This is a genomic window from Janthinobacterium sp. CG_23.3 (assembly GCF_046115965.1).
In the GTDB taxonomy this organism is placed as follows: domain Bacteria; phylum Pseudomonadota; class Gammaproteobacteria; order Burkholderiales; family Burkholderiaceae_D; genus Janthinobacterium.
In genome coordinates this window covers 1-14,024 of sequence record NZ_JBJXIB010000149.1, presented here as the reverse complement: position 1 = coordinate 14,024, position 14,024 = coordinate 1, and the positions used below count along the sequence as shown (strand labels likewise).

At 66.5% G+C, this 14,024-nt stretch carries 9 protein-coding genes and 3 tRNA genes; 5 read left to right on the top strand and 7 right to left on the bottom strand.

Annotated elements, in window-relative coordinates; all coding sequences use genetic code 11:
* Positions 1–148: 148 nt before the first annotated feature.
* The 4 genes from ACFDR9_RS24310 (at position 149) to dbpA (ending at position 4,108) form a co-directional block, all read left to right on the top strand.
* A tRNA-Met gene (locus ACFDR9_RS24310) sits at positions 149–225 on the top strand.
* Between the two features lie 187 nt (positions 226–412).
* The gene (locus ACFDR9_RS24305) at positions 413–2,074 is read left to right on the top strand and encodes an acid phosphatase (protein ID WP_409032634.1); all 1,662 of its coding nucleotides are present in this window, start codon (positions 413–415) and stop codon (positions 2,072–2,074) included.
* A gap of 265 nt (positions 2,075–2,339) precedes the next feature.
* On the top strand, positions 2,340–2,573 hold the full coding sequence (locus ACFDR9_RS24300) for a hypothetical protein (protein ID WP_017876492.1): 234 nt from the start codon (positions 2,340–2,342) through the stop codon (positions 2,571–2,573).
* Between the two features lie 116 nt (positions 2,574–2,689).
* Entirely contained in the window at positions 2,690–4,108 is a 1,419-nt protein-coding gene (gene dbpA / locus ACFDR9_RS24295; protein ID WP_409032633.1) for an ATP-dependent RNA helicase DbpA, read from the top strand.
* 123 nt (positions 4,109–4,231) lie between these two features.
* Here the strand turns inward: dbpA and aqpZ are convergent, their stop codons facing one another.
* Complete coding sequence (gene aqpZ, locus ACFDR9_RS24290) at positions 4,232–4,978, bottom strand: aquaporin Z (protein ID WP_017876494.1); 747 nt, start codon at positions 4,976–4,978, stop codon at positions 4,232–4,234.
* Between the two features lie 217 nt (positions 4,979–5,195).
* On the opposite strand from aqpZ, the gene ACFDR9_RS24285 reads away from it, so the two are divergent.
* Positions 5,196–9,026, top strand: a complete 3,831-nt coding sequence (locus tag ACFDR9_RS24285; RefSeq protein ID WP_409032632.1) for an EAL domain-containing protein — start codon at positions 5,196–5,198, stop codon at positions 9,024–9,026.
* A gap of 146 nt (positions 9,027–9,172) precedes the next feature.
* Here ACFDR9_RS24285 and ACFDR9_RS24280 read toward each other — a convergent pair whose 3' ends face one another.
* The 6 genes from ACFDR9_RS24280 to ACFDR9_RS24255 form a co-directional block, all read right to left on the bottom strand.
* The gene (locus ACFDR9_RS24280; protein ID WP_409032631.1) at positions 9,173–10,777 is read right to left on the bottom strand and encodes an amidase; all 1,605 of its coding nucleotides are present in this window, start codon (positions 10,775–10,777) and stop codon (positions 9,173–9,175) included.
* 216 nt (positions 10,778–10,993) lie between these two features.
* Positions 10,994–11,569, bottom strand: coding sequence for an elongation factor P (locus ACFDR9_RS24275; RefSeq protein ID WP_017876498.1), 576 nt, complete (start codon positions 11,567–11,569; stop codon positions 10,994–10,996).
* Between the two features lie 136 nt (positions 11,570–11,705).
* Positions 11,706–12,878, bottom strand: a complete 1,173-nt coding sequence (gene earP, locus ACFDR9_RS24270) for an elongation factor P maturation arginine rhamnosyltransferase EarP (RefSeq protein ID WP_409032630.1) — start codon at positions 12,876–12,878, stop codon at positions 11,706–11,708.
* A gap of 181 nt (positions 12,879–13,059) precedes the next feature.
* Positions 13,060–13,135, bottom strand: a tRNA-Glu gene (locus tag ACFDR9_RS24265).
* Between the two features lie 65 nt (positions 13,136–13,200).
* Positions 13,201–13,276 (bottom strand) — tRNA-Glu (locus ACFDR9_RS24260).
* A 237-nt stretch (positions 13,277–13,513) separates the two neighbouring features.
* Positions 13,514–13,903, bottom strand: a complete 390-nt coding sequence (locus ACFDR9_RS24255; protein WP_409032629.1) for a hypothetical protein — start codon at positions 13,901–13,903, stop codon at positions 13,514–13,516.
* Positions 13,904–14,024: the final 121 nt, after the last annotated feature.

Here is a 14,024-nt window from a genome sequence, read left to right as displayed (position 1 = left end):
GGCGTCGCCTCCAAGCGCCTAAAGGCGGGCTGGAACGCCGACTACCTTGGCAAGGTGTTGGGCCTGGCCATCTGATCCTTCATGCAATCGCCCTGAGACTTATCGCCTCTGCCATTGCGCATTGCAGCGTAGCTCTATATAATGCGGCTGCGGGGTGGAGCAGTCTGGCAGCTCGTCGGGCTCATAACCCGAAGGTCACAGGTTCAAATCCTGTCCCCGCAACCACATTTGCAAAGCCGCCGATTTTCCTCGAGAATCGGCGGCTTTTCCTTTTTGCGCCCCTCCCCCCCCCCTGAGGCGCCTCGACGCTAGTAATTTCACAACGTTGCCATCCCGGTGATACAATTTTCCCGCGTGGCGGGCCGAGCGGTCCGCGCCGTCGCATCCGACGAACAACAACAAGGAGCACCGCGTGACGGACCAAGCCAACGACACGAAACACAAAGCCGACGACCTGCCCAGCAATCCGGCGCGCCGCCGCGTCTTCCAGGCCGCCACCGCGGTCGGCCTGGCCGGCGCGCTGCCGGCCGCCGTCAGCGACGCCAAGCCGGCCAGGACGACCCCGGGTTCGCTCGACGCCAAGCTCAAGGCGAACGTCAAGAACGTGGTCGTGATCTACCTTGAGAACCGCAGCTTCAACAATCTGTTTGCCGACTTCCCCGGCACCAGCGCGCCGCTGTCGGCGGTGCCGGCCGCGCTGGCGGCGCAGAAGGACCGCAACGGCGCGACCCTGGCGACGCTGCCGAAGATCTGGGGCGGCATGGTGCCGACGCCGCAAAACATCGGCGGCAAACAGTACGAGATCAAGGAAGACCAGGTCAAGGATCTGCCGAACGCGCCGTTCAGGCTGACCGGTACCGATGGCCAGCCGCTGCCGCCGTCGGTCATCACGCGCGACCTGTGGCACCTGTTCTACCAGAACCAGATGCAGATCAACGGCGGCAAGAACGACGGTTTCGTCGCCTGGGCCAACACCGGCGGCATGGTCATGGGTTACTACGGCGAGAGCCAGAAAAACCTGGACCTGTGGCAGATCGCCCGCCAGTACACCTTGTGCGACAACTTCTTCATGGCCGCTTTCGGCGGCTCCTACCTGAACCACCAGTTCCTGATCTCCGGACGCACGCCGGAGTATTTCAACGCCGCCTCGACGGCGGCCAACAAGAAAATCGCGGTGACGGCCGACGGTCCCGCCGGCGCGCGCCTGGCGCTGGCCGACGACGGCCCCGCCTCGGCCATGGACGGCAAACCGAAGTTCGTCAACGACGGCGCCATCACGCCGGACGGCTACGCGGTCAACACCATGGCGCCGCCGTACCAGCCGAGCTATGTGCGCCCGGCCGCCGGCGGCGACGCCCAACTGGCCGACGCGCTCGACCCGAGCACGCTGCCGCCGCAGACCTATCCGACCATCGGCGACCTGCTGTCGGCAAAATCGGTCGGCTGGGCCTGGTACGGCGGCGCCTGGCAGGCGGCGCTGGACGCCAGGGGCGGCGGCGAAAAACCAAACTTCCAGTACCACCACCAGCCGCTGAACTACTTCCGCCAGTTCGCCCCGGGCACCCGCGCGCGCGCCGAGCACCTGCGCGACGGCGGCCTGGGCGACAGCCCGATTTCGAATAAATTCCTCGCCGACGTTGTCGCCGGCAAGCTGCCGGCCGTGGCGTTCTATAAGCCGCAGGGCAATCTGAACCTGCACGCCGGCTATTCCGACGTCGAGTCGGGCGACCAGCACATCGCCAACGTTGTCGAGCACTTGAAGAAGTCGCCGCAGTGGGAGAATATGATCGTGGTGATCACCTTCGACGAAAACGGCGGCTGGTGGGACCACGTCGCGCCGCCGCCCGGCGACCGCTGGGGCCCGGGTTCGCGCATTCCGGCCATCGTGGTCTCGCCGTTCGCCAAGAAGGGCGTGGTCGACCACAGCTTCTACGACACCACGTCGATCCTGCGCCTGATCACCCGCCTGCACGACTTGCCGCTGTTGCAGGGGCTGGCCACGCGCAACGCCGCCTTCGCCGCGCGCGGCGCGCTGCCGCCGGGCGACCTGACCGGCGCGCTGAGCTTCCGCTGACGGCCGCCGCCGCCGGCCCCGGCAAAACCAGCGCCCACGGCGAAAAGGGAGTGTGATACACTGCGTGCCGCACTTTCACTGTGCGGGGCGGCGCGCCGGCCCCGCTTTGCACCACCTATTGAGCCCGACTCCCGCAGCCGGGCTTTTGTTTTCTGCGGCGCGTTTACGCGGCCGCTAAGCTGCAACTATTTAAGCGCCCAGAGGTCATGGCCGCTCCGTTGTCAGCATCGCCGTTGGGCGGCGCGCAATGGCACGAGGTTCCGAAATGAGAGATAAAAAAGACAACGCGACGTTCGACCTGCCCGGATTCGGTCCGCCCCCCGCCACCCTGCTGACGCCGGCCGAGCCGGTGCCGTGGCGCGCCGCCCGCATCAAGAAGGCCAACCTCAAGCAGGTGCAGCTCGAACTGCTCGATCCGACCGACGCCTCCGGCCTGCCGGTCTGGCAGCGCGACGACAACACCGACCTGACCGGCCTGCCGAACTGGGCGCCGGCCTGACGCCACACCCCCCCGGCCCGCCGCCACACCGGCGCGGGCCGACCCGCTATCCGCACAGCGGCGCCCGACGCTGTTAGACTGTGCCCACCCTCCCCCGCTTCTTTACTGGCCCCCATATGAATCCGAATTCCTTTTCCAGCCTGCCGCTGACGCCCGCCTTTCTGGCCAATCTCGACCTGCTCGGCTACCATGAAATGACGACGATCCAGGCGCAAAGCCTGCCGGCGGTGCTGGAGGGACGCGACTTGATCGCCCAGGCGAAAACCGGCAGCGGCAAGACCGCCGCCTTCGGCATCGGCATCCTGCACAAGCTCAATCCAGCCTGGTTCGCGGTGCAGGGCCTGGTGCTGTGCCCGACCCGCGAGCTGGCCGACCAGGTCGCCAACGAACTGCGCCGCCTGGCCCGCAGCGCCGGCAACATCAAGATCCTGACGCTGACCGGCGGCACCTCGATGCGCCCGCAAATGGCCTCGCTCGAACACGGCGCCCACATCGTCGTCGGCACCCCGGGCCGGCTGCGCGACCACCTCGGCCGCGGCACCCTGAACCTGGGCCACGTGCAGACGCTGGTGCTCGACGAGGCCGACCGCATGACCGACATGGGCTTCTACGACGAAATCGCCGGCATCGTCAGCGCCTGCCCGGCGCGCCGCCAGACGCTGCTGTTCTCGGCCACCTACCCCGACGACATCCGCCGCGCCACCGCCAACTTCCTCGACAACCCGCTCGAAGTGACGGTGCAGGCGCAGCACGACAACGACAAGATCGAACAGCGCTTCTACGAGGTCGGCTTCGACGAGCGCAACGCCGCCGTCGGCAAGCTGCTGACGCACTTCCGCCCGGTCTCGACGCTAGCCTTTTGCAATACCAAGATCCATTGCCGCGAACTGGCCGACGAACTGCGCCAGCAGGGCTTTTCCGCGCTGGCGCTGTACGGCGAGCTGGAACAGCGCGAGCGCGACGAGATCCTGGTGCTGTTCGCCAACCGCAGCTGCTCGGTGCTGGTGGCAACCGACGTCGCCGCGCGCGGCCTCGACATCCAGAGCCTGGGCGCGGTCATCAACGTCGACGTCTCGAAGGACACCGAGGTGCACATCCACCGCATCGGCCGCACCGGCCGCGGCGGCGAAAAGGGCTTGGCGCTGTCGCTGTGCGCGCCGAACGAGAAGAAGTGGGTCAAGTTGATCGAGCAGTACCAGGACAGCAGCGTCGAGTGGCACGATTTGAAGGAGTTGGATGGCCAGCCGGCGCACGCCGAGCCGGCGCTGGCCGCGCCGATGGTCACGCTGTGCATCATGGGCGGGAAGAAGGACAAGCTGCGTCCGGGCGACTTGCTGGGCGCGCTGACCGGCGACGCCGGCTTGACCAAGGAGCAGGTCGGCAAGATCAACGTGTTCGAGTTCATGACCTACGTCGCGCTCGAACGCGGCATCGCCGAGCAGGCGTTCAAGCGCCTGAACGGCAGCAATCCGCTGGGCCGCGACTTCGGCAATATCAAGGGGCGCAGTTTCAAGATGCGCTTTATCGACGCGTAATGGCGCCGTGCCGTTCCGGCTTAGCCGCAACGGCGCAAGCCGACAACGTCGACCTGGCGCGGCGCGTCCCGCCGCGGCCTACATGGTCGGATGAGGCGTTGCGCTGATCCGACCCGCGACACGCTAACTTGACGGCGCCAGCTCGTTGCCGCCGGCTTGGGCGTGCGCATCGGCGCGCGCCCCTACTTCTTCGCTGGCGATCAGGCGGTACGCCAGGGCGCCCAGCAGCGCGCCGACGATAGGCGCGACCCAGAACATCCATAGCTGGTCGACGGCCCAGCCGCCGACGTACAGCGCCACGCCGGTGCTGCGCGCCGGGTTGACCGAGGTGTTCGTCACCGGGATGCTGATCAGGTGGATCAGCGTCAGCGCCAGGCCGATCGGCAGCGGCGCGAAGCCGGCCGGCGCGCGCTTGTCGGTCGCGCCCAGGATGACGATCAGGAAGAACATCGTCATGACCACTTCCGTGATCAGCGCCGCCAGCATCGAGTAGCCGCCCGGCGAGTGCTCGCCGTAGCCGTTGGAGGCGAAGCCCTTGCTGACGTCGAAGCCGGCGGTGCCGCTGGCGATCAGGTACAGCACGCCGCCGGCGGCGATCGCGCCGACCACCTGGGCGACGATGTAGGGCAGCAGTTTCGATGCCGGGAAGCGGCCGCCGGCCCACAGGCCGATCGACACCGCCGGGTTCAAATGGCAACCCGAGATATGCCCGATGGCGTAGGCCATCGTCAGCACCGTCAGGCCGAAGGCCAGCGAGACGCCGTGCAAACCGATGCCGACACCGGGAAATGCCGCGGCCAGCACCGCGCTACCGCAACCGCCGAGCACCAGCCAAAACGTACCAAGAAACTCCGCGCCGTATTGCTTCATATGCGCATCCTTATAAAAATGTGTGTGGGGGTGAGAAAAAGGGCGGGCGAAGGCCAAACTTAGGCCGTCGATCCCGCCATGTTGGCATACAAGCATCGTTATCGCAACATCAAACTTGGCGTCGTTTACATACGGCGCCGGCGCGCCAATTATTTTCCGCAGTGAAATACCGCCGCCGCCCGGCAGCTGCGATACAATCATTCGCAATGGACCAGCCATGAGCATAAAAAGCCTCAGCAGATACGTCGCCGTCGCCACCATCGCCATGCTGACGGTGATGGGCGCGGTGATTTTCCACGCGCTGCAGATCGAGCAGCGCGTCAACCGCGGCGAGGAGCACCGCCTGCGCTCGCTAACCCTGGCCGACGAGCTGTTTCAAAGCTCGGAGGACTTGACGCGCATGGCGCGCAGCTACGTCACCACAGCCGACCCGGCCTACGAGGCGCGCTACGACGCCATCCTGGCCATCCGCAACGGCCGCCGCCCGCGCCCGCTGCGTTATTCGCCGACCTACGGGAACCTGGCCGGCATGGGCCGCGGCCCGGCCGTCGCCATGGGCGAGGCGACGCCGCTGAGCGAATTGATACGCCGCGAGGGCGCCGCCGCGCGCGAGTTCGACCTGCTGCGCCAGTCGTTGGCCAATTCCGACGCCCTGGTCGCCTTCGAACGCCTAGCCTTCGCCGCCGTCAAGGAGCGCCACGCGCACGAGCGCGCCGCCGCCGTCGGCCTGCTGTACGGCCCGCGCTACCTCGACGCCAAGGCGACCATCATGGCGCCGATCCAGCGCTTCGCCGACGCCATCAACGCCCGCACCAAGCGCGAGCTGAACACGCTGCAGCGCCAGTTGCAGTTGCAAGTGATGCTGCTGATGGCGCTGGTGCTACTGGCCCTGGTGGGCGTGATCGGCGTGATCCTCTACACCCGCCGCGCGGTGTTGTTGCCGCTCGGCCAGCTGGGCCGCCACGCCGACCAGGTCGCGCGCGGCGACTACGCGGCGCGCTGCGCGGTCCCGTTCGGCAACGAGCTGACCCAGCTGGGCGAACACTTCAACCACATGCTCGACGCCGTCGAGCGCGACATCGGCGAACGCGAACGCGCCGAGCGGGCGCTGGCGCGCGCCAACGGCGAGCTGGCCGGGCGCGAGGCGCTGCTGCAACGCATCCTCGACACCTCCACCGTGGCCATCTTCCTGGTCGACATGGAAGGCAAAATCACCCACGCCAACCGCTGCATGGCCGAGATGTTCGGCTGGCCGCTGGCGCAGCTGATCGGCAAGGACTACGTCGCCCTGGTGCACCCGTCCGAACGCGCGCCCGGCCAGCAAAAAATGCTGGCCCTGCTGCACAGCGAGATCAAGTCGGTCGACCTGGAGCGCCACTACTGGCGCGCCGACGACACCGCCTTCCTCGGCCACCTGACCGGCCAGCGCTCCTACGACGGCGCCGGCGTCGAACGCGGCCTAGTCGGCGTGATCGCCGACGTCACCGCGCGCCGCCTGGCCGAACAGCGCGCCCAGCACCACAACCGCGTGCTGGCGATGCTGGCCGCCAAGGCCGACCTGGCCCGGGTGCTCGACACCATCGCCGCCGACGTCGAGGCGATCTACCCGGCCATGTTGTGCTGCATCCTGCTGCTCGACGACGAGGGCCGGCACCTGCGCGTGGCCGCCGCCCCCAGCCTGCCGTCCGGCCTGCGCCAGGCGATCGCCGCGCTGGCGCCCGAGTCCGGCGGCGCGCTCGGCCTGGCCGCCCTCACCGGCGCGCCCGTGGTGGTGGCCGACATCGCCGGCGCCGAGCCCGCCGCGACGCTGCTGACGCTGGCCTTCCAGGCCGGCCTGGGCGCCTGCTGGACGCAGCCGGTGCGCAGCGCCCAGGGCGACGCGCGGGGGGTGTTCGCGATCTTCCACCGCCACGCCCGCCAGCCCGGGCCGGCCGAACGCCAACTGCTCGAGGACGAGGCGCGCATCGTCGCGCTGGCGCTCGACCAGGGCGCCGCCGAGGCGCGCCTGCAACTGGCCGCCAGCGTCTTCACCCACGCCCGCGAGGGCATCATGATCACCGACGCCGACGGCGTCATCATCGAGGTCAACGACACCTTCACCCGCGTCACCGGCTACAGCCACCAGGAGGCGCTCGGCCAGACCCCGCGCATCCTCAACTCCGGGCGCCAGCCGCCCGACTACTACAGCGCCATGTGGCGCGCCCTGATCGACAGCGGCCACTGGGACGGCGAGGCCTGGAACCGGCGCAAGAACGGCGAGGTCCACGCCGAAATGATCACCATCAGCGCGGTGCGCGACGGCGCCGGCAAGACCAAGAACTACGTCGCCCTGTTCACCGACATCACGCCGCTCAAGGAGCACCAGCGCCAGCTCGAATACATCGCCCACTACGACGCCCTGACCGGGCTGCCCAACCGCGTGCTGCTGGCCGACCGCCTGCGCCACGCGCTGGCGCAGAGCCAGCGCCGCGGCCAGTCGCTGGCGCTGGTCTACCTCGACCTGGACGGCTTCAAGGCGGTCAACGACCAGCACGGCCACCAGGTCGGCGACGCCCTGCTGGTGACGCTGGCGCAACGCATGCAGACGGCGCTGCGCGAGGGCGACACCATCGCCCGCATCGGCGGCGACGAATTCGTCGCCGTGCTGGTCGACCTGGACCGGCCGCGCGACTGCGAGCCGGTACTGGAGCGGCTGCTGCAGGCGGCCGCCGAGGCGGTCCAGGTGGAGCAGCAACTGCTGCGCGTCTCGGCCAGCATCGGCGTCACGCTGTACCCGCGCGACGGCGCCGACGCCGACCTGCTGATGCGCCACGCCGACCAGGCCATGTACCTGGCCAAGCAGGCCGACAAGAACCGCTACCACATGTTCGACGTCGCCCAGGACCAGGCCGAGCAGGTCTACCGCGAGAGCGTCGAGCGGATCCGCCTGGCGCTCGAACTGGGCGAGTTCGAGCTGCACTACCAGCCGCGCGTGGACATGCGCAGCGGCGCGGTGGTCGGCGCCGAGGCGCTGCTGCGCTGGCGCCACCCGCAACGCGGCCTGCTGCCGCCGGCCGCCTTCCTGCCGGTGGTCGACGGCCAGCAGACCGGCGTCGAGCTGGGCGAATGGGTCATCGGCGGCGCGCTGGCGCAGATCGGCGCCTGGCGCGCCGCCGGCCTGGCGCTGCCGGTCAGCGTCAACGTCAGCGCGCGCCAGTTGCAGCAGAACGACTTCGGCGCGCGCCTGGCGGCGCAACTGGCGGCGCATCCGGAAGTGCCGGCCGACTGCCTGGAGCTGGAAATGCTGGAAACCAGCGCGCTCGAGGACATCGAACAGGTGATGCGGGTGATGCACGCCTGCCGCGCCCTGGGGGTGCGCTTCGCGCTGGACGACTTCGGCACCGGCTACTCCTCGCTGACCCACCTGAAGCGGCTGCCGGTCGAATCGTTGAAAATCGACCAAAGCTTCGTGCGCGACATGCTGGACGACTCCGAGGACCTGGCCATCATCGAAGGCGTGGTCGGGCTGGCGCTGGCGTTCCGGCGCCAGGTCATCGCCGAGGGCGTCGAGACGGCGGCGCACGGCGAACTGTTGCTGCTGCTGGGGTGCACGCTGGCGCAGGGCTTCGGCATCGCCGAGCCGATGCCGGCGCCGGCGCTGCCGGGCTGGGTCGCCGACTGGCGCCCGTACCCGGCCTGGAGCGCCTGGCGCGCGCGCCAGCCCAGTGCGAGCGACCGCATGACGGCGTTCGCCGAAGTCGAGCTGCGGCACTGGCTGCGCGCCATCGACGGCCACCTGGACGGCGAGCGCGACGCGCCGGCGCCGCTGGAGCCGGGCCAGAGCCACTTCGGCCGCTGGCTGGCGTGCCAGGGCCGCGCGCTGTACGGACACGGTCCGGCGTTCGCGGCGCTGCCGGCGCTGCACGCGCAAGTGCACGCGCTGGGGCGCGAGCTGCTGCAACTGCAGCGCGCCGGCCGCGGCGCCGAGGCCCGCACGCGGCAGCGGCGCCTGCACGCGCTGCGCGACGAGCTGATCGACCGCCTGCGCCGGCTGGTGCGCGCCGGCTGAATCCAGTTAAGCGGCTTCGACGTTGAATTCATCAAAACCAACGGCGTAACCCTGGGGTCAGACCTTCAGGTCCGACCCCGGCTCTTTGTCTTTGGTTGACCTTCAGCGCCAACGGCGTCAAGTTGGCGCGCTTTTCGCAGGCCGGGTTAGCGCACCGCCGGCGATACCGTCGCCAGGAAGCGCGGCGCGCGCCGGTGCAGCGTCGCCTGCTCGAACGCGTACGCCATCTTGATCAGCGCCGCCTCGCTGTAGGCCGCGCCGACGAACGACAGCCCCACCGGCAGGCCGTGCACGAAGCCGGCCGGCACCGTCACGTGCGGATAGCCGGCCACCGCCGCCGGCGTCGAAAAACTGCCGCCGTAATGGTCGCCGTTGATAAAGTCGGTCAGCCAGGCCGGCCCGCCCGTCGGCGCCACCAGCGCGTCGAGCTGGTGCTCGCGCAGCACCTGGTCAAGGCCCTCCTCGCGCGCGTAGCGGTGGTTGTTGGCCAGCGCGTCCAGATACTCCTGGCTGTCGAGTCCCTCCCTGGCCTGGGCGCGCAGCAAATACTCCTGGCCGAAATAGCGCATTTCGGTGCGTTGGTGCTTCTGGTTGAAGGCGGTCACGCCGGCCATGTCCGCCACCGGCGCGCCGGGCGCGTACTCCCTCAAATAGTCGGCCAGGCCGGCCTTGAACTCGTGCAGCATCACCTCGGCTTCACTATCGGCGTACTTGGCGACGTTGGGCACCTGCACCGGGTCGACCAGGATGGCCCCCTGCGCCGCCAACACCAGCAGCGCCCGTTCGATCACCGCGTCGAGGCCGTCGTTGCTGCCGAAGAAATCGCGCGCCACGCCGATGCGCATGCCGCGCAAGCCCTTCTTGTCGAGCGCCCTGGCGTAGTCGCCGGCCTTGCCGGCGCCGTCCAGCGTGGCGGCGTCGGCGCGGTCGACGCCAACCATCGCCGCCAGCATCAGCGCGGCGTCGGCGACGCTGCGCGCCATCGGCCCGGCCGTGTCCTGGGAACGGGAGATCGGAATGATGCCGCTGCGGCTGACCAGGCCAAGCGTCGGCTTGATGCCGACCAGGCCGCAGACCGACGCCGGCGAGACGATCGAGCCGTCGGTCTCGGTGCCCACCGCCAGCGTCGCCAGGCAGGCCGCGATGGCCGCGCCCGAGCCCGAGCTGGAACCGCTGCAACTGCGGTCCAGCGCGTAGGGGTTGCGGGTCAGGCCGCCGCGCGCGCTCCAGCCGCTGACCGAATGGGTCGAACGCATATTCGCCCACTCGCTCATATTGGTCTTGCCGAGAATGACGGCGCCGGCCGCGCGCAGCCGCGCCACCACGTGGGCGTCGCGGCTGGCGCGCACGCCGGCCAGCGCCAGCGAACCGGCGCTGGTGCACATGCGGTCGCCGGTGGCGATGTTATCCTTCAGCAGAACTGGAATGCCGTGCAGCGGGCCGCGCACCTTGCCGGCGGCGCGCTCGCGGTCCCTTTCGCGGGCGATCGTTAAGGCGTCGGGATTGAGTTCGATGATGGCGTTGATGCGCGGTCCGGAGCGGTCGATGGCGTCGATGCGGGCCAGGTACTGCGAGGTCAGCGCGTGCGAACTGAGCCGGCCGGAGCGCATCAGCGCCTGCTGGCGCAGCACGCCGGCGTCGAGCACGCCGCCGGCGCCGGGCTGCGCGGCGGCCGCGGCGCCCGGCGCCTGACTGACACCGGCGGCGGCGCCAGCGGCCAAACCGATCCGAACGAAATCCCTACGATCCATGCCATCCCCAATTTACGGTCATGCGCAAAACCGCGTTTGCGCGAGTCCGTAGCATAGCAGCGCGAGTCATTGGAAATCCAGACAAGATTAGTTTTTTTGCATGCAAAAAAAGATAACAAAAAAAACGCCGCTGAAACGCCGACGCCGAAAAAAGGACGAAAAAAAACGCTGCCTGTTTTCGGCAGCGTTTTCGCAGATGCGCGCCTAAGTGTTATCTTAGTTACGGACCACGCGCTTGTATTCGTTGGTACGGGTATCGATTTCAATCGTATCGTCCTGGCTGACAAACAGCGGCACTTGAACGGTGTGGCGATGCGCTTCGATGGCGTTTTCGATCTGCGCTTCTTTCAAGACGTTACCCGAGGTATTGCCTTTGACCGCTGGCTCCGAATAGAAAATCTGACGAGCGATGGTGGTTGGCAATTCAACCGAAATCGCTTTGCCGTCGTAAAACACGGCTTCGCATTCCATACCGTCTTTCAGGTAATGCAATGCATCGCCCAGGTTTTCTTCTTCGATTTCATACTGGTTGTATTCAGCATCCATGAACACGAACAATGGATCGGCGAAATACGAATACGTCACCGGCTTTTTATCGAGAACAACCACGTCAAATTTATCGTCGCCGCGGAATACGTTTTCCTGAGGGCTGTTCGTCAGAAGATTTTTCATCTTCCATTTGTACGTGAAGCCCGTGCGGCTCGAACCGTTGACATCGGAACGCAAGATGATCATAGGCTTGCTGTCGACCATAATGATGTTGCCAACGCGAATTTCTTTTGCAGGTTTCATAGGGAGTGTACGTAAAAAGTAGGTTGCATAAAAATCATCTGTCGCCTCTGGGCCAAGGGCGCCGAAAGCTCACGTTTGATCGAAAAAAATACGTTATAAATTAACCGGGCATTTTACCCTGTTTTTCGCGCCCCGCCTACCGCAGCGAACGGGAAAACTTCAGCAGGTTGCTCGCCAGATCGCCGTTGGCCAGCATTTCCCCCTGCCAGCCGGCGGAGCGGCGGGCCACTTCCGCCATGTCCGCCTGAAACGGCGGCCACAGCGCGGACCAGTCGGCCCGCTCGCCGACGCCCGGCGCCGGCGCGCCGTTCCAGTGCAAGGAAAAGGCGGTCAAACTATCCATGTTGACGCAATAGCGTTGCAAAAACGCCCGCAATTTGACGTGGTGCAAATTTTCGTCCTGCGGATAAATATGCCAGATAAACGGCTTGCCCGCCCACTGCGCGCGCACGAAAGAGTCTTCGCCGCGCACAAAATTCAGGTCGCAAGCCCATAACAGCTTGTCGTAGTCCGGCTGGGCGACAAACGGCAACACGCGCACGGTCAGCGCGCCGCGCGTAGCTGCCGCGCCCGCGCCCGCCGCCGAACCGAGAAACGCCCGCACCGCCTCGACCGCGACGCCTTCGGGTACCAGGCAGGTGACGGGCGCATCGCCGCTTTGCCACGCGGCAAACATTTCCGCGACCGGCGCGTGCGGATAGCAGAACAGCGACACCTTTAGCGACGCCATCTCGGCCGGCGCCACGCCAAACCTGGCCAGGAAGGCGGCCATGGCCGCCGGCTCCGACTGGAACTGCCGACGCTGCCCCTCCAACGCGGATTCACGCAACAGGCCGCCGGTTTTACTGGTGAATCCGGGAAAGAAGAAATGTTTCGTCAAAGGCAAGCGGGGATGCGGCGACGGCAAAGTGTGGCAACCCTCGACCCACTCCTCGGCAGTCAAGCCTTCCAGGTTCAGCCACACCGGGCGCGGATCGCACCCGGCCATCGCGGCAATATAGCCCGGCGGAATATCGCAGGCGAAAAACTCGATCACGATGTCGGCCACATCGCCGGGCGCAAACACGCCCTCCTGGTCGCGCCAGTGGCGTACCGCCACGCCGGCCAGCTGCTGCGCCTCGGCGTCGAGCGCGACGTCCGGGCAAATGCGCTGGAAAGTCGGCAAGTCGTCGACCCACAGGGTGACGGCGATGCCGTGCTCCCGCTGCAATTGGCGGGCGAAGCGCCAGCAGATGCCGATGTCGCCATAGTTGTCGACGACCTTACAGAACAGGGCCAGGGAGGTCGCGCGGTCTTTAACGGGTTGCATGGTGGATGGTGTCATTCAAGGCTAGGTGCACGGCAAGGATGCCCCACATTGTATCGCCTGGGCGCGCCGGCGTGCCGAATGTTGGCGTGAGCATGCCGTAATTTGGCACATCCCACAATGTTCCGGGCGACAAAAAAGCCGCTCAAGGCGGCTTATCTGCTGGCTTCCAACGAAGCTGAACTGGCGTCCCCAAGGGGATTCGAACCCCTGTACTCACCGTGAAAGGGTGATGTCCTAGGCCTCTAGACGATGGGGACAGAAATCTGTCCTGAATGCCGAACCGCGCATCCTGACCTGGTAGTGCCGACTGCCGAAAAATCCTTGGCGTCCCCAAGGGGATTCGAACCCCTGTACTCACCGTGAAAGGGTGATGTCCTAGGCCTCTAGACGATGGGGACCTGTGCTGATGATACCGTTCAGCGGACTCTGATTCGAGAGTTTTTTACCCCTCAAAAAAGCGTGCGCGAAGTTTAACACGAAGCGCGGCGCTAAATCAATAGATGGGCCGCCGCCGCCAACGTTTATTTCACCAGGACAACGATAGCCGGCATACGAAAATCCGGAACTTCGCGAGCGTCATCGCGGCGGGAACCCACGCGGTGCTGCTAGCCGGCCCAAAACAACAGGCCGACGCCTTATGACGTTCGCCACATCTGCATTAAGCCAATCATGTGTACCAATCCATAAGCCAGGCAAATCAGCGAACTCCAGACCAGAAAGGGCGTGGGCGGCACCTTCGCAATCGATATCAGCGGCAAAATGGCCAGGCCCCTAAGCAGATAGACGATCGTGATCAACACCAGCGCCAACTCCAAAAACGGCAACCGGGCCAGCAGTCCGGCACCGGAAAATGCATATGCGGACCATGCCGCCAAGACCAAGGCGATGCACGAGGTGACGATCGTCGGGTACAAGTGCCCGGCCTGCGCCGCCGTAGCCATCCGCTCCCCCGCGCCAAAAAAACGATACCAGGACGGGCCGCCCAGGATGATGCCGATGTGCAGCACCGCCGCGATGGCGCTCAAACATCCGCCGATCAAAAGAAGAATATTGGTGACTATTCAGCCTGAGCGTACAGCGTAGAAAGTTGTTGTAAACGAATCGTGGATAACGCATCATGCGTGCATGCCACCAAAACCGCCCCGC

Excerpts from the sequence above, each read along its gene's own strand:
- ACFDR9_RS24300 (WP_017876492.1), top strand. The coding sequence starts at position 2,340 with ATGAGAGATAAAAAAGACAACGCGACGTTCGACCTGCCCGGATTCGGT.
- dbpA (WP_409032633.1), top strand. The coding sequence starts at position 2,690 with ATGAATCCGAATTCCTTTTCCAGCCTGCCGCTGACGCCCGCCTTTCTG.
- aqpZ (WP_017876494.1), bottom strand. The coding sequence starts at position 4,978 with ATGAAGCAATACGGCGCGGAGTTTCTTGGTACGTTTTGGCTGGTGCTC.
- ACFDR9_RS24285 (WP_409032632.1), top strand. The coding sequence starts at position 5,196 with ATGAGCATAAAAAGCCTCAGCAGATACGTCGCCGTCGCCACCATCGCC.
- ACFDR9_RS24280 (WP_409032631.1), bottom strand. The coding sequence starts at position 10,777 with ATGGATCGTAGGGATTTCGTTCGGATCGGTTTGGCCGCTGGCGCCGCC.
- ACFDR9_RS24275 (WP_017876498.1), bottom strand. The coding sequence starts at position 11,569 with ATGAAACCTGCAAAAGAAATTCGCGTTGGCAACATCATTATGGTCGAC.
- earP (WP_409032630.1), bottom strand. The coding sequence starts at position 12,878 with ATGCAACCCGTTAAAGACCGCGCGACCTCCCTGGCCCTGTTCTGTAAG.